The organism is Paucibacter hankyongi (assembly GCF_037482915.1).
In the GTDB taxonomy this organism is placed as follows: domain Bacteria; phylum Pseudomonadota; class Gammaproteobacteria; order Burkholderiales; family Burkholderiaceae_C; genus Paucibacter_A; species Paucibacter_A hankyongi.
Map to the genome: position 1 here is coordinate 67,765 of NZ_JBBHJX010000005.1, position 23,499 is coordinate 91,263.

Consider the following 23,499-nt stretch of genomic DNA (forward strand, 5'->3'; position numbering starts at 1 on the left):
TTCCCGTGCTGCCGGGCAGGCCTCAGCGGCGCGTCTGGTCGTTGTCCTTGTGGCCAATCAGGCGCACCAGGGTGGAACGCAGCTTCGGCGCATCGATCGGCTTGGTCAGGAAGTCGTTCATGCCGGCGGCCAGCGCCTCATCGCGCTCCGAGACCAGGGCCGCGGCCGTCAGAGCCACGATCGGCAGCTCTTCGGCGTTGTAGCGGCGGCGCACCTCGCGAGTCGCCTCGTGGCCACTCATCACCGGCATCTGCACATCCATCAGCACCGCATCAAAGGGCTTGCCCATGCTGGCCGCGGCAAAAATCGCCTCGACCGCCTGGCTGCCGTCATTTGCCTGCGAAACCTCCATGCCCCATTGCTGCAACTGGGCCACGGCAATCATCATATTGACCGGGTGGTCTTCCACCATCAGCACGCGCAGGCCTTGCAGGTCATCGTTGTTGCGCGCTTCGCGCGGCTGGCTGCTGATGGGCGTTGGCGCCGCCGGCAGGGGCAGCTCGGCCCAGAAGGTCGAACCCTGGCCCAGCTGGCTTTGCACGCCCACCTCGCCGCCCATCAGCGTGGCCAGTTCGCGGCAGATGGACAACCCCAAGCCGGTGCCGCCAAAGCGGCGCGTGGTCGATTCATCGGCCTGCGTGAAGGCTTGGAACAGACGCTGGTGCATTTCCGGGGCGATGCCGGGGCCGGTGTCGCTGACCTCGATGCGGATCTTGTCCTCACCGAGGCTGCGCACATGCACGGCGACCGAGCCGCTGGCGGTGAACTTGAGCGCATTGCTGAGGTAGTTGCTGAGGATCTGGCGGATGCGCACCTGGTCGCCGACCACCCAGGCCGGCACGGCCGCATCGACCTCGATCTGGAAGGCCAGCTTGTGCGCCTGCGCCAGCGTCAGATAGGCCATGCGCATGGTGGCCAACATATCGCGCAGACCGAAGGGTGCGGCTTCCAGCGTGAGTCGGCCGGCTTCGATCTTGGAGAGGTCGAGGATGTCGGAGATCAGGCCCGACAGACTCTCGGCGCTGTCCAGCATCTGGTCCAGGTATTCGCGCCGCGTTTGCTCCGGCAGGTCGGGCTGCTGCAGCATGCGCGCCAGGCCCAGCAGGCCGTTCAGTGGCGTGCGGATTTCGTGGCTGGTGTTGGCCAGGAAGGCACTCTTGGCGCGGCTGGCGGCCTGGGCCTCGTCCTTGGCCTGGGCCAGCGCTGCTTCGACGCGACGCCGCTCGGTCACGTCTTCCAGAATCCAGATGGTGCCGCCGCGGCTGGGGTGATTCGGGTCGACCGCCTTGGCCAGCAAACGGCACAAGAACGTGCTGCCATCACGACGCCGCATCAGCCGCTCAATCTCCACCTGCTCGCCGGCCACCAGGCGTGCGCCCAACTCTTGGCCGATGGACAGGTACTCTTCCTTGCTGGGCCAGACCACGCTGCCATGCTGCCCCACCAAGGAGCCGCCGGGCCAGCCAAACATCTCTTCGACCAGTTGGTTGACCTGCACGAAATGCTGGTCGCGGGTCAGCGTGATGCCGATCGAGGCGTTCTCCAGAATCGCTTGGTGGACCAATCGGGTGCGCTCGGCTTCGGTCACGTCGCGGGCGTTGATCACCAGGTATTGCTGGCCGTCCATCGAGAAGGGGGCGGCCGACATCAGCATCGAAATCGGTTCACCGGACTTGGTCACAAAGCTGACCGGCAGCTCGGTGATGCGGCCCTGCACGCGCACCGCGTCGAGCACGCGCTCGCGGTCTTGCGGGTTCTTCCAAATGCCAAGTTCTTCGGCGGTGCGGCCGAGCACTTCCTCGCTGCTGTAGCCGCTCAGACGCTCAAAGGTCTTGTTGACCATGGCGTAGCGGCCCGAGCTGAGCTCGGTCAGCGTGATCACATCGGGGCTGGTGGCGACCAGATGCGAGAGCAGGCCCTCTGAGCGACGCAGCGCGTCTTGGGCGCGCGACTGCTCGGTCTGGTCGATGAAAAAGCTCAGCGTGGCCGGGCCGGTGGCGGCATCGACCCGCACGCTGGTGGCCGACACCAAACGGCGCCTCCTGGACAGCGTGCGCAGGCGGAACTCGGCCATCGGCAGCATCGCGCCGACCGGCATGGACTCGATCTTGCCGGCGCGCTGTCGGGCGCGTTCGTCGTCGCCTGGCTCGTAATGCGAGAACAGGTCCTGCCCGATCATGCTGCTGCGCTGGGTGTAGCCAAACATTGCCATGGCGGCGGGGTTGGCGTCCAGCACGCGGCCCCAGCGGTGCAGCACCAGCGGGCTGGGTGAGCGACGGAACAGCTCGCGGTAGCGGGTCTCGGTGGCGTGAATGGCTTTTTCGGCCTGCACCTCTTCGGTCACATCACGGCCCACGCCCCAGTAGCCACGGAAGTTGCCTTGGGTGTCGAAGCGTGGCTCGCCACTGATCGAGACATAAAGGATGCTGCCATCGGCGCCGCGGCGACGCGCGACCAGGCCGTGAAAGGGACGGTGCGATTCGAGATCGGCTCGGTGCGCGTCCATGTCCTCGTCGGACAGGCCGATTTGCTCCACCTCCCAGGGCGTCTTGCCGAGGCGCGCTTGCAAGTCCAGGCCGGACTTGCCCGGTTTGTCTTCGGCAAGATGGGTGAAGCGGTAGTCGCGGTTCATCTCCCAGTACCAATCGGCGGCCATGCTGAGCAGGCCGCGGAAGCGCGCATTGCGCTCGCCCGCTTCCTTGGTCGAGCGCTGCACCATGCGCAGCATGGCCGTGCCGATCACCAAACCTGACAGCAGCAAGACCGCGTGGCTGAGGGCGCGCAAAGCCAGCGAGCTCAGCGCCGCCGGGCTGCTGTGCCAGCCCGAATGCTCGGCCAGCGCCAGGCCCAGCAGAGCGAGCAGGCCGGCGCCGGTCAGCGCCAGGCCAACCCTTTGACCCAGCATGGCGGTGGCAAAGGCCACCAGCAGCGCCATCACCGGCAAGCTGATCGAATACAGGCCGGTGGCGCGCGACACGGCAATCAAGACCGCCAAGCCCATCAGCAAGGTCAGCAAAGCGACGATGGCCGCCTGACCGTGGCGGCGTGGCAGCTTCCACAGGCCCAGCAGGCTCAGCAGCGCGGTGCCTGCGGCCAGTGCCGGCGGCAGCAGACCGTAAAAGGGCTCGCTCTCCTGGCGGCCGAACAGCAGGACGGCGCAGGCCACCAGCAGGATAGAGGCGGTGGCGCCAATAAAGAGCCGGACCGAGTGCCAGCGCACCTTGCGCTCGAGCAGCGTTTGCTGCTCGGCCGGGGCCAGGTCATGCCCGACCAGGCTGCTCAAATCGTCGAGGGAATCCTTGCTCACAATGCCGACCGCTCCGCTACTTCAGCGCATGCCAAGGCCATTCCTTGGCGAAGCCAGCAGTCTCACCGACAAAACCCCGCTTGACCATGAGGGCAGGCCCGGAAAACCGGCGCATATCTGCGCCGAGCCAGTTTTTGAGCAATTGTGCGCAGCTTGGCCGCTTGCAATTTTCGTGAATCAGGCTTTGCGTGCCTGATTCAGCTGCTCGCGCGTCTGCAGGGCCACGCGGCGAGCGGCGGCGGCAAAGTCTTCGCCCGAGCTGGCGTAGAGCACCGCGCGCGAGCTGCTGACGATGATGGGGGCGCCAGTTTTCCAGCCCGCCTTGACGGTGGCTTCGGCGTCGCCGCCCTGGGCACCCACGCCGGGAATCAGCAACGGCAGCGTCGGCGCCAGTTCGCGCACCCGGGCGATCTCACCGGGGAAGGTGGCACCGACCACCAGGCCGAGTTGGCCGTTCTTGTTCCACTCGGTCTGAGCCAAACGGGCCAGGTGTTCAAACAACTTGGGTTGGCCGGGCACATCGGCAAGGCGTTGGTTCTGCCAGTCGCTGCCGCCGGGGTTGGAGGTGCGGCAGAGCAGGATGGCGCCCTTGTCCGGGTAGCGCAGATAAGGTTCGAGGGTGTCAAAGCCCATGAAGGGCGACAGCGTCACTGCATCGGCCTGGTAGCGCTCGAAGGCTTCCTTGGCGTACTGCTCGGCGGTGGAGCCGATGTCGCCGCGCTTGGCGTCCAGAATCACCGGCACCTGCGGCGCAACCCGCTTGATGTGGGCCATCAGCTGTTCCAACTGGTCTTCGGCGCGGTGGGCGGCGAAGTAGGCGATCTGCGGCTTGAAGGCGATGACCAGATCCTTGGTCGCGTCGACGATGGCGGCGCAGAACTCATAGATGCGGCCAGCGTCGCCCTTCCAGGCGCCGGGGAATTTGCTTGGCTCTGGGTCCAGCCCCACGCACAGCAGCGAATTATTGAGACGTTCGGCGGCTTGAAGTTGCTGGATGAAGTTCATGGGCGATGATGGCGGCAGTTGAAGTGCCGTATTGTCCCGTCTTTGTCCCGATTTTTGCTGGAGTCCCTGGATGCTGGTGTTGAAAACGGAGCGTTTACGCCTGCGGTGGTTCGCGCCCGGTGACGAAGCCTTCCTCTTGGAGCAGCTGCAAGAGGAAACTTGGAAGCGCAATATCAGCGACCCCGGCGTCACCGATCTGGAGGCCGCCCGCGTCTGGATGGTGGAGAAGCTGCTGGTGTGGCATTGGCCGCGTGGTCTCGGCCTGTGGGCCGTTGAGCGTGCCAGCGACGGCGAGCTGATGGGCATGTGTGGGCTGTTGCAGCGAGACTATCTGCCGGTGCCCGACATCGGCTATGCCTTCTTGCCGCGCTATTGGGGCCAGGGTTATGCCCGCGAAGCCGCCCAGGCCTGCCGCGACTATGCGCATGAGGTGCTGGGTGAGCCGCTGCTGATGGCCAGCACTGCGACCTTCAACGACGACTCTGGCCGCCTGCTGGAGGCGATCGGCATGCGCCATGTCGACACGCGCCAACTGGGCGAGAACCATGAGCTGAGCAAGCTGTACCAACTCGGGGAGGCAGCACCCGCCAGCAGCGACGAGGCCAAGATCACGGCGCTGTTGCAGCGCTTTTTCAAGCTGTTTGACAACCGCGACGGGCGCCTAGCGCCGCTGGCCGCGGTGCCTTTTTTCATGTTGCCACGCACCTTGATCAGCCGAGGTAGCCCGCCGGACGAGGCGGCCGAACCTCAGCAGATGAGCGTCCAGCAATTCTTGTTGCCGCGCCTGGAATTGTTGCGGGGTGGCCGGCTGCAGCAGTTTTCCGAGTGGGTGACCGAGCAGCGCATCGAGGTTTCGGGGCAGGTCGCGCAGGTCTGGCTGCGTTATCGCAAGGCCGGCCTGATGGACGGCGAAGCCTTCGAGGGCGAGGGCCACAAAAGCCTGCAACTGCTGAAAACCCGTTTCGGCTGGCGCATTGCCGCGCTGGCGTGGCAGGATATTGCCTGAACCGTCGCCGACTAAATTGCACCCGATGATGAATACCGAAGCCGCCGCACGTATTTTGCTGATTGAGGACGATGAACGCCTGGCCGAATTGGTGGTCGAGGCCTTGAGCCGAGCCGGCTATGCGGTCAGTCACTGCGCGGATGGGCTGGAGGGCGAAGCGCGCATGCGCGCCGAGGCGTTCGATGTGGTGCTGCTGGACGGCCACCTGCCGGGCAAAGACGGTTTTGATGTGCTGCGCGATGTACGGCGTGACTTCAAGGGGCGCATCGTCATGCTGACCGCGCGCGATGACGATATCGACCAAGTGCTGGGCCTGGAGGGCGGCGCGGATGACTACATCGCCAAACCGGTGGCGCCGCGCGTGCTGATGGCGCGCCTGAAGGCCTTGCTGCGGCGTGATCCCGCCCCATCGGCGGAGGACGCTCCCGGTGAATTGCAATTCGGGGCGTTGTTGATCAAGCCGGCGGCGCGCGAGGCTCGCCTCGCCGGGGCCGCGATCGAGTTGACCACCGCGGAATACGACTTGCTGATCTTTTTGGCCGAACGGGCCGGCACGGTGGTGACCCGTGAAGACATCATGCAAGGCTTGCGCGGCATTGAGTTTGACGGCTTGGACCGCGCCATCGACGCCCGCATCTCGCGCCTGCGTAAGAAGATTGGCGATGACGCCCAGGCGGCCGCGCGCATCAAGACCGTGCGAGGTCAGGGTTATCTGTTCGCTCGGGACTGAGGCGGGTGTCTAAGCCTCCGCGTCAATTGGGTCAGGCCATGCGATCACCGATGACCCGGGTCGCCCTGGGCATCGGCTTGGTGGTGATGGCCCTGGTGCTATTGGTGCAGGCCTTGCTGATGCTGGCGGTGGACGGTGTGACCGACGACTATGTACGTCGCTTCATGCGCGGCACCGTTGACATGCTGGTTAAAGAACTGAGCCCGCTGGATGCGCCGGCCCGCCAGCAGCGCGTCAAGGTGCTGGACGAGTTGTTTGCCTACCCGGTGGTGATTGTCTCGGCCAACGAGCTGAAGGAGTCGGAGCGGCAGAAGTTGCAGGCCGGCGAGTTGTTGGTGCATGGCTTTAATCGCAAGGTGTATGCCGCCTTGCCCGCCGCCGGGCTGATCAAGGGTCAGGTCTTGCCCGTGCAACAAGTGCTGCGCCTGGGTCCCCTGAATGCCGATGACCATCCAGGCAATGGCTTGCACCTGCCACGGGAGTTGTGGGTGCAACTGGCCGCGGCGCTGAGCCTGGCCTTGCTGGTGTTTGGCTTGGCGGCTTGGCTGTTGCGGCCGATCTGGCGCGATATTCGTGCCTTGCAGCAGGCCGCCGATGAGATGACGGCGGGGCGTTTTGACAGCGCCGTGCCGGAACCTGAAAGCCGTTTGTTCGCGCCAATTGCGGCCGGTGCCCGGGCCACGCTGGCGCGCTTGGCGGCCGCCTTGGCCACCCAACGCGAGTTGACCGGCGCGGTCTCGCATGAGTTGCGCACGCCCTTGGCGCGCTTGCGCTTTGCGATCGACGCCTTGGTGGACGAAGACGATCCGGCGCGCCGTGAGTTGGCCGTGCAGGCCTGCGACCGTGACATTGATGAACTGGATGCCTTGATCGACACCAGCCTGATGCTGGCCCGCCTCGATATGGGGGCTCTGCAGGCCCAGTGCGAACCGGGCGATCTGCGCGCGCTGCTGTTGAGCGAGGCGCAAAGCCTGGCCCCCTTGTTGGAAGGCCGCGAGCTGCAGACCGAGTTGGCCGGCCTGCCCGATGCGGTGCGCTTCGATGGGCGGCTGCTGCCTTATGGCCTGCGCAATGCCTTGCGCAATGCCGCTCGCCATGCGCGCAGCCGGATCGCCTTGACGGCCTGGGTCGAAGCGGGGCAGCTCTGCTTGGCGGTCGATGACGATGGAGAAGGTGTGCCCGAGGCCTTGCGTGAGGCGGTCTTCACGCCATTCAAGCGGCTGGACCGCGCCAAGGAGCGCGGCAGCAGCGGCTTCGGCCTCGGCCTGGCCATCGTGCGCCGGGTGGCCGAGGCCCATGGCGGCGTGGCGCTGATGCAGGCCGCGCCCGCACTGGGCGGGGCGAGGCTGTTGCTGCGCTGGCCGCTGTGAATCGAGCAGGGCCGGGATGCCCTGGCAATGCACCGGGGCGGCCTTCACGTAGGCATCAACGCAAGACGCTTGGCTGGGGCAGGTGTACCAAGCGACCATAGTTTGCCGGCTGGCGTTGCCGGCGCACCCAGGCGATGCCGGCCAGGCCCAGCAAGAGCAAGGCATAGCTGGCCGGCTCCGGCACCGGTTTGGCGACCACGCTGACCGAGCCAATAAAGCCGGTCGTGCCGCCGAGCAGCTGGCCTGTGATTTCGATCAACTGCGGCACCGTGCTCCAAGACTGGGTGTTGAAAGACCAAAGGTCAATGCCACCCAAGCCCGGAATGCTCTGATCGATCAGCGGCTTGAAGGCTTGACCGCCAATGCTGACCGAGCTGATGTCATAGCCGCTGGATCCCAGGAAGTTGGCCGACACCAGCGCTGACAAGGTACCCAGTTGCATGCCCGCGAACGGGCTCAGGTCCAGGAGAAAGCTGTTCGTGCCACTGCTCAGGGCAGAGAAGCTGGCCGACCAAGTGTCGACGCCGTTGAAACTCAGCGTGATCGGCGTGGGTGCGACTGGGCCGGCCCAGCTGAAGGTTGATAGGCTCAAGAGACTGGCGGCGAGGATGTGGCGCAATGAGGGCAAGGCTGGGCTCCAGAGGCGTGAGGGAGATGCAATAGGGCGGCGCCAAGCTCTTGCAGCCAGAGGTCTGGCGCTTGCAATGGGTGACTCAACGTTCTTGCTGCTGCTCTATTGATCGATCTTCATTCTGGACAACCTGCTGCGGCCTGTCTGTGTTGGAAGCGTGCAGGCTTTGTGACGGTGTGTAATTTGGCGGGCGAAAAAAAGGCGCCCGGGTAGGCGCCTTCTTGATGGGTCAATGGACCCCGGAGCAGTCGGCTCAGATCTTGCGGGCCAACTCGGCGGCCTTGCCGGTATAGCTGCCCGGCGTCATGGCCAGCAGACGGGCTTTTTCGGCCTCGGGGATTTCCAGGCCGCTGATGAAAGCGCGCACGCCTTCGGCGGTGATGGCCTTGCCACGGGTCAGCTCCTTCAGGCGCTCATAGGGGTTGGGCAGGCCGAAGCGGCGCATCACGGTTTGGATCGGTTCGGCCAAAACTTCCCAGGCGGTGTCGAGGTCGGCGGCCAGGGCGGCTTCGTTGACTTCCAGCTTGTCCAGGCCCTTCAGCAGCGACTCGTAGCCCAGCACGGCGTAGCCGATCGCCACGCCCATATTGCGCAAGACGGTGGAGTCGGTCAGGTCACGCTGCCAGCGGCTGATCGGCAGCTTCTGGCTCAGGTGGGTCAGCAGGGCATTGGCAAGGCCGAAGTTGCCTTCGGCGTTCTCGAAGTCGATCGGGTTGACCTTGTGCGGCATGGTCGAGGAGCCGATTTCGCCGGCGATGGTGCGCTGCTTGAAATAGCCCAGCGAGACATAACCCCAAACGTCGCGGGACCAGTCGATCAGGATGGTGTTGGCGCGGGTGATGGCATCGAACAGCTCGGCCATGTAATCGTGCGGCTCGATCTGGATGGTGTAGGGGTTGAAGCTCAGGCCGAGTTGCTGCTCGATCACGCGCTGGCTGAAGGCTTCCCAGTCGAACTCGGGCCAGGCGCTCAGGTGGGCGTTGTAGTTGCCGACGGCGCCGTTCATCTTGGCCAACAGCTTGACGTCGGCAATGCGGGCACGGGCGCTGCGCAGGCGCGCCACCACATTGGCGATTTCCTTGCCGACGGTGGTGGGGCTGGCGGTCTGGCCGTGGGTGCGGCTGAGCATCGGGGTGGCGGCCATCGCATGGGCCATCGTCGTCAGCTTGGTGATGATGCGGTCCACGGTGGGCAGCAGCACCTCGGCGCGGGCGTGACTCAGCATCAGGCCGTGGCTGGTGTTGTTGATGTCTTCGCTGGTGCAGGCGAAGTGAACGAACTCGCCGGCAGCCTTCAGCTCGGGCTGGGCTTCAAAGCGCGACTTCAGCCAGTACTCGACTGCCTTGACGTCGTGGTTGGTGGTCTTCTCGATGTCCTTGATGGCCTGGGCATCGGCTTCGGAGAAGCGTGTCACCAGACCGCGCAGCAGGCCGCGGGCGGCGCCAGTGAGGGGCTTGAACTCGGCAAATCCGGCGTCCGACAGGGCGATGAACCACTCGACCTCGACCTGCACCCGGCGGTGCATCAGACCGAACTCGGACAGCAGCGGCCGCAAGGGCGCAACGCGCGAGGCGTAGCGGCCGTCCAGGGGCGAAAGGGCGCTGATCGAGGAAAGGGCGGAGTTATTCATGGCTGTCGGCGGCGAGGGGCCGCTTGGAAAGAGGGATGGAGCAGGTGCGGCATTTTAAGCGCCGGGGCTACGGACCCTGGCCGAACGGGCCCGGTCGGGCGCCGTGTCGGCGCTTGAACTCCCCAATTTGCCACAGCCTTGCCGCAAACTTGGGTGGAAATGGCACCCTATATGCCCGAGATACCGGCTTTTGTACAGGACGAGCTGCAACATTGCCGTGGCTAGAATGGTTTCAACAGAGGCGAACTCATAGCAGCAACCATGAAATTAATCGGATCACTCACCAGCCCCTACGTTCGCAAGGTGCGCATCGTGATGGCCGAGAAAAAACTCGACTATCAGCTGATCCTGGAGGACGTCTGGAATAGCGACGCCATCCTCAAGATGAATCCGCTCGGCAAGGTGCCATGCCTGGTGATGGAAGGGCAGGACTCGATCACCGGCGCGGTGTTTGATTCCCGCGTCATCGTTGAATATGTGGACACGCTGTCGCCGGTGGGCAAGCTGATCCCCGAGCGTGGCCGTGAGCGCACCGAGGTGCGTACCTGGGAAGCGCTGGCCGATGGCGTGCTGGATGCTGCGGTGGCGGCCTTGATGGAAAACCGTTTTGCCGGACGCACGCCCGAGCAACGCTGCGAAGCCTGGGTGCAGCGGCAGCTGGACAAGGTGGTCGGCGCCTTGGCGGCCATGAACCATGGCCTGGGCGAAAAGCCCTGGTGCTCGGGCAACCACTTCTCGCTGGCGGATATCGCTGTCGGCTGTGCCTTGGGCTATGTGGATTTCCGTTTCCCGGCCATCCAGTGGCGCGAATCGAATCCCAATCTGGCCCGCCACTTTGAAAAGCTCAGCGCTCGCCAAAGCTTTATCGACACCGCGCCGCCCGCGGCCTAAGCGCTGCGATTTGCGATTTGTGATCTGTGTTCTGCCGCTGGCCTGATTCAGGCCAGTTGGAGGTCAATGGCCGAGGCGGCCTTGACCTGGTGCAGCTTGCGGTAAATCGCGGCGATGCGCGCCTCCACCTCGTCGAGGCTGAGTTGCCATCCATGCGCAATCTCGCCGGCCAACATGCCATGCGCCAGCAAGGACAGCAGCGATTGCTCGGCCCGCTGTAATTCGCCCTGGGCCGAAACGGGGCTCAGGTCATGGGCGATGGCGGGCTTGTGCAGACTGCTGAGGCTGCCGCGCGTCAGATCGAATGCGGCCAGGGTTTCGCGAGCGATCTGTGGCGACATGCGCGCGCGGCCGGCCTCGGCCGCGGCCAGTGCTGCCGGTAACGCTGCCGCGGGTTTGTCAGCCTCCACCAGATAGCCATGGGCGCCATGGGCCAGGGTGGGGAACAACAAGGGGTCATTGGTGCTCGGGGTGAAGAGCAGCACCTTGGGGGTTTGACCCTCCTGCCGCAGCTGATGCAGCAAGCGGTCGACATGTCCGTCGGTCATGCGCAGATCGCAGGCCAGCACCGTCGGCCGTGCCTGATGCAAGGCCGGCAGGCATTCGGTGGCCCGGTCGCTGGTGCCCGCCAAGGCCCAGCCAGCCGTTCCCAACAGGGCAGCACAAGACTTGGCGATGGACTGAGCGCTGCGGCGCAGCAAGAAGACGGAAGGCATGCAGATCAACAACAGAAGACCGGCGGATTCTGTGTCGCGTGGCCTGCGTGGGCAACCCCGCGACTCGGGGTGGCCGCGCGGGCACAATCGCTCACGCCATGCCTGTAGCCGAACTCCCCATCCTGTATTCTTACCGCCGGTGCCCTTATGCAATGAGGGCTCGCCTGGCCTTGCACTACGCCGGTGTGCCCGTCGAAGCGCGTGAAATTCAGCTGCGTGCCAAGCCTGCCGCCATGCTGCAGGCCTCACCGAAAGGCACGGTGCCGGTCTTGGTCTTGCCGGACGGGCAGGTGCTGGAGCAAAGCCTGGACATCATGGCCTGGGCCTTGGCGCAGCAAGATCCCGAGGGCTGGCGGCAGCCGCAGTTTGAGGCCGACGCACAGGCCTGGATCGCCCGAAATGACGGCCCCTTCAAGGTCTTGTTGGATCGTTACAAGTATCCTGAGCGGTATGCCGAGCGCAGCCAGACGGAGTGGCGGCAAGAGGCCGAGGCCTTGATGCTGGTGCCGATGGAGCAGGCCTTGCAACAGCAGCGCTTTGTGCTCGGCGAGTCACCCACCTGGGCCGATATGGCCTTGATGCCATTCATTCGCCAATTCGCCAGGGTGGACCTGGCCTGGTTTGAGGCCTCGCTATATCAGGCACTGCGTCATTGGCTCGCACGCATAGAGGGTAGCGACTTGTTTGAGGCCGTCATGCGCAAGCAGCCAGTCTGGTCGCCCGAAACCCGCGCCGACGCGGGTGAGTAAGCAGCCCGCAAGGCTGCTGCACAATCGCCCTGCATTCATTCATTGAAAAAGGGAGCGCCAAGATGGGCGTCAAACGCGTATTTACCGGTTTGTGGTGGGGCCTGGGAAAGTTCTGGGCCTTCTTGGATGGCAGCCGTCGCTTCGTCTTGAATCTGCTGATGCTGGCCATTTTGGTGGGCTTGGTGTCGGGCCTGGTCTCACGCGGTCCTGCGCCCTTGAAGGACAAGACCGTCTTGGTGCTCGATTTGCATGGGGGCCTGGTTGAGCAATTCTCCGGTTCCGCGCGCGAGCAGGCGATGGCGCAGTTGCGCGGCCATGCGCAAAAGCAAACCCGCTTGCGCGATGTGCTGGCCACACTGGATGCCGCCGCCAAAGATCCCAAGATCAGTTCGGTCTTTCTGGACCTGGATGAGTTCGGCGGCGCCGGCATGGCGGGCCTGCATGAGGTCTCGGCCGCGCTGGCGCGTTTTAAGGCCAGCGGCAAGAAGATCGTCGTCTACGGCGACAGCTTCGATCAGCGCGGTTACTTCCTGGCGGCGCAGGCCAGTGAGATTTACCTGAACCCGATGGGTATGGTGGCGATCGAGGGCTTTGGCCGCTATCGCAACTATTACAAGGATGCGCTGGATCGCCTGGGTGTCTCCGCCAATGTCTTGCGTGTCGGCACCTACAAGAGCTTTGCCGAGCCCTACTTCGCCAATGCCCCTTCCAAGGCTTCCCTGGAAGCGGAAAGTTATTTGTACGGTGAGCTGTGGACCCGTTATACCGATGCGGTAGAGACCGCGCGCAAGCTGCCCAAGGGCAGCATCGCGGCCGACATTGAAAAGCTGCCCGAGGCCCTGGCCGCTGTTGGCGGCGACGCGGCCAAGCTGGCACTGAATAGCAAGCTGATTGACGGCATCAAGACCCGGGACGAAGTGCGCGATCTGCTGATGACCCAGGGCGCCAAGGATGAAAAGGGCAAGAGCTTCCGGCGCGTGTCATTGGCCGAGTACCAGGCCCATATCAAGCCGGTCCTGCCGCATGGCCCCTCGGTCGGCGTGGTGGTGGCGGAAGGTGAGATCGTCGATGGCAGCGCGAGCGCAGGCAAGATCGGTGGCGACTCCACCGCCAAGCTGATTCGCCAGGCGCGCGAGGATGACAACATCAAGGCGGTGGTGCTGCGCGTCAACTCGCCCGGCGGTAGTGCTTTTGCTTCGGAAGTGATTCGCCGTGAGCTGGAGCTGACGCAAAAGGCCGGCAAGCCGGTGGTGGTCTCGATGGGCGATGTGGCGGCCTCGGGCGGCTATTGGATTTCGATGTCGTCCGACGAGGTGATCGCCGAGGCCGGCACCATCACTGGCTCGATTGGCGTGTTCGGCATGCTGCCCACGGCCGACAAGCTGCTGGAGAAGCTCTCCATCCACACCGGCGGTCACACCACCACCTGGTTGGCCGGCGGCTACGACCCGCGTCGCCCCTTGGACCCGCGCATGGCTTCGGCGGTGCAGTCCGGCATCAATCACATCTACGCCGAGTTCACCGGCAAAGCGGCCGCAGCGCGCAAGAAGCCGGTGGCCGAGATCGACGCCGTGGCCCAAGGCCGGGTCTGGACCGGCGCGCAGGCCTTGGAGCGTGGCCTGGTCGACCGCCTGGGCAGTTTTGATGACGCCATCAAGTCGGCAGCGGCCAAGGCCAAGCTCGGCGCCGATGCGCGAGTCAGTTATGTCGAAGGCGAGATGGGCCGCTTGGAACGCCTGTTGTCCAGCTTGGACGAGGTGGTGGCCCCATCGATTGCGGCGGCGATTCGTGCCGAGCTGGGCTTAACGCTGCCCAAGGCCTTGCAAGAGGCGCAGGCGGAACTGGGCTTTGTCAGCCAGATCAGCCAGAGCGGCAAGCCCTTTGGCGCGGTGGTGCATTGTCTGTGCAGCGCGCCTTGACCCTGTAGTGCGGTTGGGAAGGGCGCCAAGCGCCCTTCTATAATGCCAACTCAAGCGCCGATTTGTTCCGAATTGCGGGCGCTCAATAAATGCCGCTAAAGAGGTGCCAACCTCTTCAGAGAAAGCTCATGTCATCCCAGGGTGATGTGATTGCTATAACTAAAGAGGGACTCCGCAAACCGGCGTCCGCTTCTTTTTAGCGGTGCCGGTTTTGTTTTTCAGGAGGCCTAGTTCATGGCACATGGCGGTCAATTGGGTGATGTCAGTCCCCAGCGCATGGCGTTTGCGCAGCCCTTGCGGTTGCGCAGTGGCGCCGAGTTGCGCGACTACGAAATGGTCTATGAGACCTATGGGCAGCTCAATGCCAGCCGCAGCAATGCGGTGCTGGTCTGCCACGCGCTGAACGCCAGCCACCATGTGGCCGGCACCTATGCCGGCCAAGACAAGAGCGAAGGCTGGTGGGACAACCTGATCGGGCCGGGCAAGCCGCTCGATACCGACAAGTTCTTTGTCATCGGCATCAACAACCTGGGTTCCTGCTTTGGCTCGACCGGGCCCATGCACATCAACCCCGCCACCGGCCAGGTCTATGGCGCCGACTTCCCTGTGGTCACCGTGCAGGACTGGGTGGACGCGCAGGCGCGTGTGCTGGACCAACTCGGCATCACGCAACTGGCGGCGGTGCTGGGCGGCTCGTTGGGCGGCATGCAGGCGCTCGACTGGTCCTTGCGCTACCCGGAACGCATGCGGCATTGCATCGCCATTGCCACGGCGCCTTGTCTGTCGGCGCAGAACATCGCTTTTAACGAGGTGGCGCGGCGTGCCATCATCACCGACCCCGATTTCCACGGTGGGCATTTCTACGCCCACGGCGTGGTGCCCAAGCGGGGCCTGCGTGTGGCGCGCATGATCGGCCACATCACCTATCTGTCGGACGACGCGATGGAGCAGAAGTTTGGCCGTGAGTTGCGGTCCAGCGAGCTGGGTTACTCCACCCAGGACATTGAGTTCCAGATCGAAAGCTATCTGCGCTACCAGGGTGACAAATTCAGCGACTACTTTGACGCCAACACCTATTTGCTGATCACGCGCGCGCTCGACTACTTTGATCCGGCGCGCGAGCATGGTGGTGATTTGAGCCGTGCCTTTGCCAGCGCCCGCTGCAAGTTTTTGCTGGCCAGCTTTTCCACCGATTGGCGTTTCTCGCCGGCGCGTTCGCGCGAGATCGTCAAGGCCTTGTTGGACAACAAGCTCGACGTGTCCTACGCGGAAATCGACGCCCCCCATGGGCACGACGCTTTCTTGTTGGATGACCCGCGCTATCACGGCGTTTTGCGCGCCTATTTCAGCCGCATTGCCGGTGAGCAGTCAGGAGAGTCGGCATGAGCAACGGCGTGATCGAACAAATTGCGGCTCTGGTGCCGCGTGGCTCGCGGGTCTTGGACCTGGGTTGCGGCACCGGCGAACTGTTGGACTATCTGCAAAAACACCGCGGCTGTACCGGTTATGGCGTGGAGCTTGACGATGCCAATCTGCTCGCTTGCGCGCAGCGCGGGGTGAACGTGATTCAGCTCAATCTGGAAGATGGGCTGAGCATTTTCGAGGACCAGAGCTTCGATGTGGTCCTGCAACTGGAAACCCTGCAGCACCTGCGCAATACCGAGGCAATGCTGCGCGAAACTGCCCGCGTGGGGCGCACTGGCGTGGTCAGCTTTCCCAATTTCGCCCATTGGCCGAACCGCCTGCAGGTGGCCTTGGGCCGCATGCCGGTGACGCGCGTGCTGCCCTACGAGTGGTACAACACGCCGAACATCCGGGTTGGCACCTTTGCCGACTTTGAGGTGCTGGCGCGCAAAAACCGGCTGCGCATTTTGGATGCCTTCGGCATTCAAGACGGGCAGGCGGTGCGGACCTTCCCGAATCTGCTGGCCAGCATGGCGGTGTTCAAATTCGACCGGGGCTGAAGTTCGGGCCGCGGCTTGCTCGCTTCCATCTGCCCCTCTGAATCAAGGAGACTTTGATGATCGGCTACACCACCTTGGGGACGAACGATTTGCCGCGCGCCGCGGCTTTTTATGACGCCCTGTTTGAGGTCATTGGCATCAAGCGCATGATGGATTTTGGCCGCGGCTACGCCTGGGGCGTGGGCATGGACAAACCGGGCTTCGGCGTGATGCTGCCCTACAACCAGCAGCCGGCCACGGTGGGTAATGGCGTGATGGTGGCCCTGACTGTGGACAGTCGCGCCAAGGTCGATGCGCTGCATGCCAAGGCTTTGGCCTTGGGCGGCCAGGACGAAGGCGCGCCGGGTCTGCGCGGCGAGGGCTTTTATGCCGCCTACTTTCGCGATTTGGATGGCAATAAGCTGAACGCTTTTTGCGTCGGCTGAAGCTGCTATTCTGCCCGCCAGGGTTCTGACGAGCCTGGCGCAAGACTCCGACCGAGTCTTGCCAACTCAGCAGGGGTGCGGATGGCTGTCAACAGGCTTGAGCGCGTGGGTCTGCAGGTGCTGCTTCTCGGCTTGAGCATGCTCGCCGGGGCCTGGGCTCAGCCTTGTTCGCGCGCGGTGCGCGTGCCGGTGGCGCCGACCGGTTTCAATGTGCGGGTGCTGGGGGATCGGGTGGAAGGGGTCTACCCCGATCTGCTGCGACAGATCGGCCGGGCGCAAGACTGTCAGTTTGTGTTTCCAGTGGTGCCGCGCGCTCGTTTGTCGATGATGTTCTTTGAGAGCCTGGAGGCCGACATTTTTCTGCCGGCCTCACGCAACACGGAGCGCGACCAAAAAGCCCTGTTTGTGCCCATGCTCAAGCTGTCACCGACGCTGATCACGCTCACCGCCAAGGCCGACACGCCGCAAGATGTACGTGCTTTGTTGGGTCGATCAACTTGGCGCGCGGCCATGGTGCGCAGCTACAGTTGGGGCGATGAATACGAGGCCTTGATGCGCCAGCTGGAGTCGGAAAAACGCGTGGACTATGTGACCGATCTGCGCACCGTCGGCGCCATGCTGCGCGGCGGCCGGGTCGACTTCACGATCTTGCCGCCGACGCTGTTGTACTCGGCGCTGCAAGAGGGGCGCAGCGACACCGATGCCGGCGGCGACTTTCGCTTCACCGAATTGCAGGGGCTGCCGCGTTCGGAGGTGGGAGCCTATATCTCGCGCCGCTCGCTCAGCGAAGCCGATCAGCAACTGCTGCGCGAAGCCTTGTCCAAGGCGGCGCGTGACGGCAGCTTGCTGCGCGCCTTGCAGCGCTACTACCCGCCCGAGGTGTTGCATCACGACGCGGTTTTGAACTGAGCCGGCGCCACGCGGTGGCGCGAGTGCCGCATCAAGCGGGTTCGAAGCGCCCCAGCCTGACCATGGTGTTGCCCGGCTTGCCATGCTTCATGCTGGGCATCACCAGCACTGTGTTGTCATAGTCGGTGCTGAAAACGGTGTCGCCATCGCGGGCGAAGGCGGTGCCGGCCTTGGCGATCACATCCAAGCCGTGCACCGTTTGCAAGAAGTGGAAGTCGGCGCTGAGCGCGGTGATGGCACGGTCGACAAGGATCGTGTGTTGCTGCGCGGGCCAGCTCAGTCGGGTGTGTGCATCGGCCCAGGCCGCGTCCACCATGCCGGTCAGCTTCAGGAAGCGCAGCAGCCCGTCGATGGCGACATCGGCGGAGCGTCGCTCCCAATGCTGGCCGCATTCCAGCAGCAAGGCATTCTTGGGGCTGGCCGGGTCGCCAAAGCCGCCGCGGTCACGCATGCGCAGGCCGGAAGGGTGACCGGTGTCGATCAGCAGGTCGCCCGGCATGCCGAGTTCGCGTGCAAAGGCGGCACCCTTGTCCAACATGCCGCAGACCATCAGCGGCCGGCAGGCGTCTTGCATCGAATGGATGTCGAAGAGCAGATCGGCGCTGTCGACAAAGGGCTGCAGCTGGCGGGCGCGGCGCAACTCCAGCGAGTCTCCGGCACCGAACAAAACTTCGTCGGCCCAGACCCGGTTGAGGTCTTCGTCCACGCAGCGCGAGGCGTTCGGCTCGGTGGGATCGAAGCGCGCAAACGCCTCGACATTGGCAAAGCTGAGAATCAGCTTGCCGCAGGCCGGCTGCAGCGAGCGCCCCATGCCTTGCTTCAACAGCCAATCCAGTGCGATCGCGCCGCACAACTCGTTGCCATGCGTTAGCGCCTGCACCATCACCGTCGGGCCGGGGCGGCCCGAATCGAACTGGTGCACAAAGTCGACGCCGGTATTGCTGTGGCGATAGGGGCTGATGTCCGGGGGGCTCAGCTCGACGAGTTCATGCCGGGGGTTCATGGGGGCCTTTGGTTGCGTGTCAGTCTTTGCGGATGATGACGCCGTCATCGGTCCGCTCGTCGGCCTTGAACTCACCTTCCCAGCGATCACCGCTGGGCCAATGGAAGACACCCTGGCCATGCTTGAGTCCGCCGACCCAGGCGCCGACATAGCGTTCGCCGGACTTCCATTGGTAGCTGCCTTGGCCATGCGGCTTGCCCTGGTGGAAGTTGCCTTCGTAGCGATCCCCCGAGCTCATCTGCATCTTGCCCTCGCCATGTGGTTGCCCGGCCGACACCATGCCTTCGTAGCGGTTGCCGTTGGCATAACGCAGTATGCCCTTGCCGTGCGGCTTGTCCTGGACCCAGTCGCCATCGAACTGCTGGCCGTTTTGCCAACGATAGCTGCCCTTGCCGTGCGGAATGCCCTGGCTGATTTGGCCCTTGTAGACATCGCCGCTGGCGTAGTTGAGCTGGCCCTCGCCCTCGGGCGAGCCGTCGATCACGCTGCCCTCGTAGCGGTTGCCATTGGTGAATTGCAGCTTGCCCTGGCCGGTGGCCTTGTTCTGCACCCAGTCGCCCTCATAGCGCTGGCCGTTGGCCCAGATGAACTCGCCCTTGCCGTGGCGGGCGCTGCGCACCAGTGCACCGATATAGACGTCGCCATTGGCCCATTCGACCCGCCCCGTGCCGCTGACGACTTGGCCTTCCTCGCGTACGAACTGGCCCTTGTAATGCGTGTCGCCGGCGCGCACGTCCAAGTCTTGAACGGCGCCCGCGGGCTTGTTGATGGCGGCGGGCGTTGGTACGGCTGGCGGCGCGACGCTGGGGGCCGATGTTGGCGCAGGTGTTGGGGCTGTAGGCGTGGGGCTGGCTGCGGGTTTGGCGCTTGCGACCGAGCCTGCCGCTGGGGCCGTGGCTGTGCCGGTCGCGGCAGCGGCAGCGGCGGTAGCGGCCGTACCGCGCCCGGTGACCAGGGCCAGGGCGGCGGCACCGGCCGCAGCTGCCGACACCGGTGCCGGGGCGGTGCCGGGTTTGGCGGCCAGCGCCGGCGCGGCGGGCGCTGCGGCTTCCGGCGCGGCGGTAGCCACCCACGGTGTGCCCCGCTCGCGTGCCAGTGCCTGGGCGTTATTGCCGGCCAATTCCAGCGCGGCGCCCTTGCACATCGTGCTGGTCTTGCGCCACAGGGTTTCGGCCATCTGCGATTGTTGCTGGCGCTCGGTCACGCTTAGACCGGAGGAGGCGCTGCGGAACTTTTGCGTGAACTCGCGGGCGCGGTCAAACAGCGGGGCACAAAACTCGGCGTTGTGGGCATCGGTCTCGGCCTGCTCGCGGCGCTTGGTGGCAATTTGCTGCTGGCTGCCGGTGCAATGCTCTGCGGCCAAGTCCCACATCGTTTCGGCTTTGCCGTAGAGCGATGCGGCATCCGGCCAGCGGCGCTCGCCAAAAGCCTGTTTGGCCAGATCCTGCAAGGCAGCGGCGTCGCGGTGTGAGACCTCGCACTGAGAGCCGGCCGCCTGGCGCTCGGCGATCAGGCCGCGCTGTTTCTCCACGTCGGACAGGTTCTTTTGGGCGCGATCGCGCGCGCGCCCCTCGCAGGCGTCCAGGGCCAGAGTCCATTGGGCGATGGCCCGGTCGAACAGCTTGGCCAGCTCATCGACTGGCTTGTTCTGCGTCATGGCCGTGGCCGCGCGCAAATCGGTGGACATGGCGCGTTGCGTCAAGGTCGCGCAACTGGGGGGTGGGGCGACGGCTTCTGTGCCTTCGGGTGCGGAGACTGCGGCGCTGGGCATGCCTGCCAGCGGCAACTCGGTGGGCGCTTCCGCCGCCGCTGCGGAGGCAGCTTGGGCGGGGGGCGGGGCGGTCGTTGTTGGCGGATTTGCGGTTTGCGCCAAGCCCAACATGGGGCTCAGGGCCAGTGCTGCGCTCAGCAGCTTCAGGTGCAGTTTCAAGATGCGGGGCCTCTTGCGAATCATTTCTTGCCGCCGGATTCGGTCGGCATGTCGAGCATGGCATCGATCAGGCCGCGCGCAAAGCGTCCGCTGCCCGGATCGGTGGGGCTTTCAAAGGAAAAGGCCTCCGGCGCCGAGGCGAGTGGCATCGCGCCGATTTCCTGCGCCAGATCGCTGGCCTTGAAGCCGCGCAGAATCGCCTGCACCTGGTCGTCGATGCCGCGGGTCTGGGCCAGCTTGCTGAGCGATTCGAGCCGCTCAAGGTCCAGCGCAAAGGCGTTGCCGGACAGGCTGCGTTCCAGCATCTTCTGGTGCAGACTGAAGCCCGCCAGCGGGTTGCCGCCGAGTTTCTCTATCCGCTCAAAGGCCCATTGGTCGGCGCGGTCAAACACGGTGGCACCGATGCGGGCCACGCCGGACAAAGAACTGCGGTTCACGGCGGCCGCCTGCAGGCCGTTCATCACCTGTTGCTTGGTCAGTTCCTTGGCGGCGTCGACCAGCCCTTCCCGCAGTTTTTGGGCCGCCAGAATCTTGCCTTGCTCAATCAGCTGCTGCTTGATGATTTCGGAGGCCACCGTCTGCGCGGCTTGTTTGGCCGCGGTGATGGCCGCCTCAGCCGCCAGCGCGGCGCCGCGCAAGCCGGTGGCCAGGGTTACCAGGTTGTAGAGGGTGCCGACGATCTTGGTGCCATAGTGGTAGGTCTTCATGCGCGCGCCGCCCTCTTCGGACAGGCCCTGGGTCCAGAGCACCGCCCACAAGGCTTCGTCCTCAGTCACTTGAGCCTGGCTGAACTCGAGCGAGTGCATGCTCAGCAACCAGTGGTAGTCCTGCACCTCAGGCGTGTTGGGCGGGGCCAGGCGGGCATAGCCCCGGCACACCTCAAAGGGGGTCACGGCACGCTGGGCACCGTTGCTAAGTGTGACGAAAAAGGGCTTGCCGGCATCACGTCGATCGGCCAGTTTGGCCAGCAGTTTTTCGCTGTCTTCTTCTTTTTGACCCGCCACCGCCTGCAATTTTTCGCCCAGATTCAGCGGCGAATTGGGCGCGGCCGCCACCACCGTCAGGCGTTCGTCCACTTGCAGTCCACGCACCCAGGCGACCCGGTCATTTTCGGCCCAGCCGTAGCTGGTGGCCACGGCGAAGGGCAGCTCCCATTGCCGGTCGCACTCGGGGTCCTTCAGTCCGGCGCTGCGCACGATGGCCGGGCGCAGGCTTTGTTCGCCTGAGCCATAGGCGCGAATATTGGCCAGCAGGGCCTCGTCAACCTTACGCCCATCGTCGACGGTGTATTTGGGGGCCGCGCAGGCCGCCAGGAGCAGACAAAGCAACAGGGAGAGCAGCGATTTCATCAGCGCTAACGGAGACCCAAAACGCGCAGTGTAGGGCCGCCGTATGGCGCCAAGCTGACGAACTCGCGATGCTCAGCCTAAAGCCGTGCAATCTCCGCAAGTGGCGCAAAGTCGGCGGCCGACTTGCTCTGCCAGGCCATGATGGCGCGGCCCATCTCGGCCGTGTCAAAAATGGCGCTCTGCAGCAAGCTCATCTGTTGCAGCGAGGCCGCCACGCCGTGGTCTCGGGCGTGGTTCAGGGCCAATTTGCTGCCGGCGATGGCCAGTGGCGATTTGCCGGCGATCTGCCGCGCCACCTTCATTGCATGGGCCAGCAGGGCGTCGGCATCCGGCAGCACGGCATTGAGCAGACCGCAGGCCAAGGCGCGCTCGGCCGTCAACCGCTCGCCGGTGTAGGCCAACTCGCGGGCCAGACCGGCCGGCATGATTTGTTGCAGGCGTTGCAGCACGCCCAGATCGGCCGTCATGCCGATATTGATTTCCTGCACGCTGAAGAAGGCCTCGGCGGAGGCATAACGGATATCGCAGGTGGCAGCCAGATCCAGTGCGCCACCAATGCAGCCGCCTTGGACGGCGCAGATGACGGGGAAACGCGCCTCGTCGATGACGCTGAAGCAGGCCATCAGTTGGCGCAGCGAGTCCTGAAAGCTCAGGCGTGCGCGAGCGCTGCTGGTGTCGAGCAGGGCCCCTTGGCCGGCAAAGGTCTCCAGAGCCATGCCGGCGCTGAAGTGCTTGCCGGTCGATGAAATCACCAGCACCCGGGCCGTACCCGCTTGATGCAGTTCCAGCACCGCATCCCGCAGGGCCGGGAAGAAGGCGGGCGCCATGGTGTTCATGCGCTCCGGGCGGTTCAACAAGAGGTGGGCGACACCGTCCGCGTCGGTAGTCAGGCTGAAAAAATCGTTCATGGGCTGATGATCCAAAGTGCCAGATCTTGCGAGACTAGCGTTTCTTTGCGTTGGGGACTATCCGCTGTGTGACACGCGGCTTGCGTACTTCTACCGACCGGGCAAGCCCTGGGCCGAAAGTGAAGCCGGCTTGCCTACACTGTGGCGATGCGTACCTTGAGATGTGATGATGGCGTGCCTTTGCACTGGCGCCAGTGGAGCAAGCCCGGCCTGGAGCCGGCGCGCGGCACGGTGCTGATCGTCCATGGCTTGGGCGAGCATATGGGTCGTTATGAGGCCGTGGCCGCCCGCTTGAATGACTGGGGTTGGCATGTAGTGGGCCATGACCAGCGAGGCCACGGAGCATCCGGCGGCATGCGCGGGGACGTCAAGGATGACGAGCGCCTGCTGAAAGACCTGGCGCTGGTGATCGACGAGTTGCGTGCCGACCCGGTGTTGGGCAAGGGCCCGCTATTGTTGTTGGGTCACAGCATGGGTGGCCTGGTGGCGGCGCGTTTTGTGGCTGGCGGTTTGGCGGCCAGCAGCGGCGGACAGTTGCCGATGTGGTTTCGCCCGGTCGACGCCTTGGTGTTGTCGTCGCCGGCGCTGGACCCGGGCATGTCGGGTTTCAAACGCCTGCAACTGACCCTGGGTGTGGCGCTATTGCCGCATCTGGCGGTGGGCAATGGACTCAAGCCGAGCTGGATTTCGCGCGACGCGGCGGTGGTGCGCGCTTATGTGGCCGACCCCTTGGTGCACAATCGCATCACCCCGACGCTGGCCAAGGCCATCGTGGACGGCGGCGAGCTGGTGCGTCAGCATGCGCCTGATTGGGTCGTTCCGACGCTATTGATCTGGGCCGGCGGTGACCGTTGCGTGTCGCCCGCCGGCAGCGCGGAGTTCGCCGCTCAGGCGCCCGCGGCGCTGGTGCAAAGCCAGTGCTTTGAGGGCTTGTTCCACGAAATCTTCAATGAGCCGGAGAAGGAACAGGTGTTTGCCCGGCTGCAGCGCTGGATTGCCGAGCGCTTTGGCGAGAACCAATGAAACGAAAGATGGGCTGAGCGGTAGAAAAGGCCTT

Annotated in this window: 20 protein-coding genes; 11 read left to right on the plus strand and 9 right to left on the minus strand. The window is 64.5% G+C overall.

Features of this window, described 5'->3' with window-relative positions; all coding sequences use genetic code 11:
- Positions 1-22: 22 nt before the first annotated feature.
- Both WG899_RS09915 and pyrF read right to left on the minus strand, forming a co-directional pair.
- Complete coding sequence (locus tag WG899_RS09915; protein WP_339595476.1) at positions 23-3,307, minus strand: PAS domain-containing hybrid sensor histidine kinase/response regulator; 3,285 nt, start codon at positions 3,305-3,307, stop codon at positions 23-25.
- Between the two features lie 177 nt (positions 3,308-3,484).
- Positions 3,485-4,312 carry an orotidine-5'-phosphate decarboxylase gene (gene pyrF, locus WG899_RS09920; protein WP_339595477.1) on the minus strand — a complete coding sequence of 276 codons (828 nt, stop codon included), beginning with the start codon at positions 4,310-4,312 and terminating at the stop codon, positions 3,485-3,487.
- A 70-nt stretch (positions 4,313-4,382) separates the two neighbouring features.
- Here pyrF and WG899_RS09925 point away from each other — a divergent pair, with 70 nt between their 5' ends.
- The 3 genes from WG899_RS09925 to WG899_RS09935 are packed head-to-tail and all read left to right on the plus strand — an operon-like array spanning position 4,383 to position 7,418.
- Positions 4,383-5,318: a GNAT family N-acetyltransferase gene (locus tag WG899_RS09925; RefSeq protein WP_339595478.1), complete on the plus strand. Its 936-nt coding sequence runs from the start codon at positions 4,383-4,385 to the stop codon at positions 5,316-5,318.
- A 25-nt stretch (positions 5,319-5,343) separates the two neighbouring features.
- Positions 5,344-6,048, plus strand: coding sequence for a winged helix-turn-helix domain-containing protein (locus tag WG899_RS09930; RefSeq protein ID WP_339595479.1), 705 nt, complete (start codon positions 5,344-5,346; stop codon positions 6,046-6,048).
- 38 nt (positions 6,049-6,086) lie between these two features.
- Positions 6,087-7,418: an ATP-binding protein gene (locus WG899_RS09935; RefSeq protein WP_339595480.1), complete on the plus strand. Its 1,332-nt coding sequence runs from the start codon at positions 6,087-6,089 to the stop codon at positions 7,416-7,418.
- 55 nt (positions 7,419-7,473) lie between these two features.
- Here WG899_RS09935 and WG899_RS09940 read toward each other — a convergent pair whose 3' ends face one another.
- Positions 7,474-8,046, minus strand: coding sequence for an FxDxF family PEP-CTERM protein (locus WG899_RS09940; protein ID WP_339595481.1), 573 nt, complete (start codon positions 8,044-8,046; stop codon positions 7,474-7,476).
- Between the two features lie 256 nt (positions 8,047-8,302).
- The gene (gene purB / locus WG899_RS09945; protein WP_339595482.1) at positions 8,303-9,679 is read right to left on the minus strand and encodes an adenylosuccinate lyase; all 1,377 of its coding nucleotides are present in this window, start codon (positions 9,677-9,679) and stop codon (positions 8,303-8,305) included.
- Between the two features lie 261 nt (positions 9,680-9,940).
- On the opposite strand from purB, the gene WG899_RS09950 reads away from it, so the two are divergent.
- Positions 9,941-10,570, plus strand: coding sequence for a glutathione S-transferase family protein (locus WG899_RS09950; protein ID WP_339595483.1), 630 nt, complete (start codon positions 9,941-9,943; stop codon positions 10,568-10,570).
- A gap of 47 nt (positions 10,571-10,617) precedes the next feature.
- On the opposite strand, the gene WG899_RS09955 is transcribed toward WG899_RS09950, so the two are convergent.
- Positions 10,618-11,286, minus strand: coding sequence for a response regulator (locus WG899_RS09955; protein ID WP_339595484.1), 669 nt, complete (start codon positions 11,284-11,286; stop codon positions 10,618-10,620).
- Positions 11,287-11,384: 98 nt separating this feature from the next.
- On the opposite strand from WG899_RS09955, the gene WG899_RS09960 reads away from it, so the two are divergent.
- From WG899_RS09960 to WG899_RS09985, 6 genes are all read left to right on the plus strand, one after another.
- The gene (locus tag WG899_RS09960) at positions 11,385-12,035 is read left to right on the plus strand and encodes a glutathione S-transferase (protein WP_339595485.1); all 651 of its coding nucleotides are present in this window, start codon (positions 11,385-11,387) and stop codon (positions 12,033-12,035) included.
- 62 nt (positions 12,036-12,097) lie between these two features.
- A complete protein-coding gene (gene sppA / locus WG899_RS09965) occupies positions 12,098-13,954 on the plus strand; it encodes a signal peptide peptidase SppA (RefSeq protein ID WP_339595486.1) in 1,857 nt (618 codons plus the stop codon).
- A 234-nt stretch (positions 13,955-14,188) separates the two neighbouring features.
- Complete coding sequence (metX, locus tag WG899_RS09970; protein ID WP_339595487.1) at positions 14,189-15,340, plus strand: homoserine O-succinyltransferase MetX; 1,152 nt, start codon at positions 14,189-14,191, stop codon at positions 15,338-15,340.
- Positions 15,337-15,918, plus strand: coding sequence for a methionine biosynthesis protein MetW (metW, locus tag WG899_RS09975; protein ID WP_339595488.1), 582 nt, complete (start codon positions 15,337-15,339; stop codon positions 15,916-15,918). The genes metX and metW overlap by 4 nt, the downstream gene beginning before the upstream one ends.
- A 56-nt stretch (positions 15,919-15,974) precedes the next feature.
- Entirely contained in the window at positions 15,975-16,343 is a 369-nt protein-coding gene (locus WG899_RS09980; protein ID WP_339595489.1) for a VOC family protein, read from the plus strand.
- 81 nt (positions 16,344-16,424) lie between these two features.
- Entirely contained in the window at positions 16,425-17,252 is an 828-nt protein-coding gene (locus tag WG899_RS09985) for a substrate-binding periplasmic protein (protein ID WP_339595490.1), read from the plus strand.
- A 31-nt stretch (positions 17,253-17,283) separates the two neighbouring features.
- Here WG899_RS09985 and WG899_RS09990 read toward each other — a convergent pair whose 3' ends face one another.
- The 4 genes from WG899_RS09990 to WG899_RS10005 form a co-directional block, all read right to left on the minus strand.
- On the minus strand, positions 17,284-18,255 hold the full coding sequence (locus WG899_RS09990) for a M14 family metallopeptidase (protein ID WP_339595491.1): 972 nt from the start codon (positions 18,253-18,255) through the stop codon (positions 17,284-17,286).
- 19 nt (positions 18,256-18,274) lie between these two features.
- On the minus strand, positions 18,275-20,185 hold the full coding sequence (locus WG899_RS09995) for a hypothetical protein (protein WP_339595492.1): 1,911 nt from the start codon (positions 20,183-20,185) through the stop codon (positions 18,275-18,277).
- A gap of 20 nt (positions 20,186-20,205) precedes the next feature.
- Positions 20,206-21,534, minus strand: coding sequence for a hypothetical protein (locus WG899_RS10000; RefSeq protein WP_339595493.1), 1,329 nt, complete (start codon positions 21,532-21,534; stop codon positions 20,206-20,208).
- Positions 21,535-21,611: 77 nt separating this feature from the next.
- Complete coding sequence (locus tag WG899_RS10005) at positions 21,612-22,442, minus strand: enoyl-CoA hydratase-related protein (protein WP_339595494.1); 831 nt, start codon at positions 22,440-22,442, stop codon at positions 21,612-21,614.
- Positions 22,443-22,589: 147 nt separating this feature from the next.
- Between WG899_RS10005 and WG899_RS10010 the strand changes: the two genes are divergently transcribed.
- Positions 22,590-23,465 carry an alpha/beta hydrolase gene (locus tag WG899_RS10010; RefSeq protein ID WP_339595495.1) on the plus strand — a complete coding sequence of 292 codons (876 nt, stop codon included), beginning with the start codon at positions 22,590-22,592 and terminating at the stop codon, positions 23,463-23,465.
- Positions 23,466-23,499 lie beyond the last annotated feature (34 nt).

Bases quoted from the DNA above. Each gene is read 5' to 3' on its own strand.
- metW (WP_339595488.1), top strand. From the start codon at position 15,337: ATGAGCAACGGCGTGATCGAACAAATTGCGGCTCTGGTGCCGCGTGGC.
- WG899_RS09980 (WP_339595489.1), top strand. From the start codon at position 15,975: ATGATCGGCTACACCACCTTGGGGACGAACGATTTGCCGCGCGCCGCG.
- WG899_RS10000 (WP_339595493.1), bottom strand. From the start codon at position 21,534: ATGAAATCGCTGCTCTCCCTGTTGCTTTGTCTGCTCCTGGCGGCCTGC.
- WG899_RS09955 (WP_339595484.1), bottom strand. From the start codon at position 11,286: ATGCCTTCCGTCTTCTTGCTGCGCCGCAGCGCTCAGTCCATCGCCAAG.
- WG899_RS09990 (WP_339595491.1), bottom strand. From the start codon at position 18,255: ATGAACCCCCGGCATGAACTCGTCGAGCTGAGCCCCCCGGACATCAGC.
- WG899_RS09985 (WP_339595490.1), top strand. From the start codon at position 16,425: ATGGCTGTCAACAGGCTTGAGCGCGTGGGTCTGCAGGTGCTGCTTCTC.
- WG899_RS09935 (WP_339595480.1), top strand. From the start codon at position 6,087: ATGCGATCACCGATGACCCGGGTCGCCCTGGGCATCGGCTTGGTGGTG.
- WG899_RS09925 (WP_339595478.1), top strand. From the start codon at position 4,383: ATGCTGGTGTTGAAAACGGAGCGTTTACGCCTGCGGTGGTTCGCGCCC.
- WG899_RS10010 (WP_339595495.1), top strand. From the start codon at position 22,590: ATGCGTACCTTGAGATGTGATGATGGCGTGCCTTTGCACTGGCGCCAG.
- WG899_RS09930 (WP_339595479.1), top strand. From the start codon at position 5,344: ATGATGAATACCGAAGCCGCCGCACGTATTTTGCTGATTGAGGACGAT.
- metX (WP_339595487.1), top strand. From the start codon at position 14,189: ATGGCACATGGCGGTCAATTGGGTGATGTCAGTCCCCAGCGCATGGCG.
- WG899_RS09960 (WP_339595485.1), top strand. From the start codon at position 11,385: ATGCCTGTAGCCGAACTCCCCATCCTGTATTCTTACCGCCGGTGCCCT.
- WG899_RS10005 (WP_339595494.1), bottom strand. From the start codon at position 22,442: ATGAACGATTTTTTCAGCCTGACTACCGACGCGGACGGTGTCGCCCAC.
- purB (WP_339595482.1), bottom strand. From the start codon at position 9,679: ATGAATAACTCCGCCCTTTCCTCGATCAGCGCCCTTTCGCCCCTGGAC.
- pyrF (WP_339595477.1), bottom strand. From the start codon at position 4,312: ATGAACTTCATCCAGCAACTTCAAGCCGCCGAACGTCTCAATAATTCG.
- WG899_RS09950 (WP_339595483.1), top strand. From the start codon at position 9,941: ATGAAATTAATCGGATCACTCACCAGCCCCTACGTTCGCAAGGTGCGC.
- sppA (WP_339595486.1), top strand. From the start codon at position 12,098: ATGGGCGTCAAACGCGTATTTACCGGTTTGTGGTGGGGCCTGGGAAAG.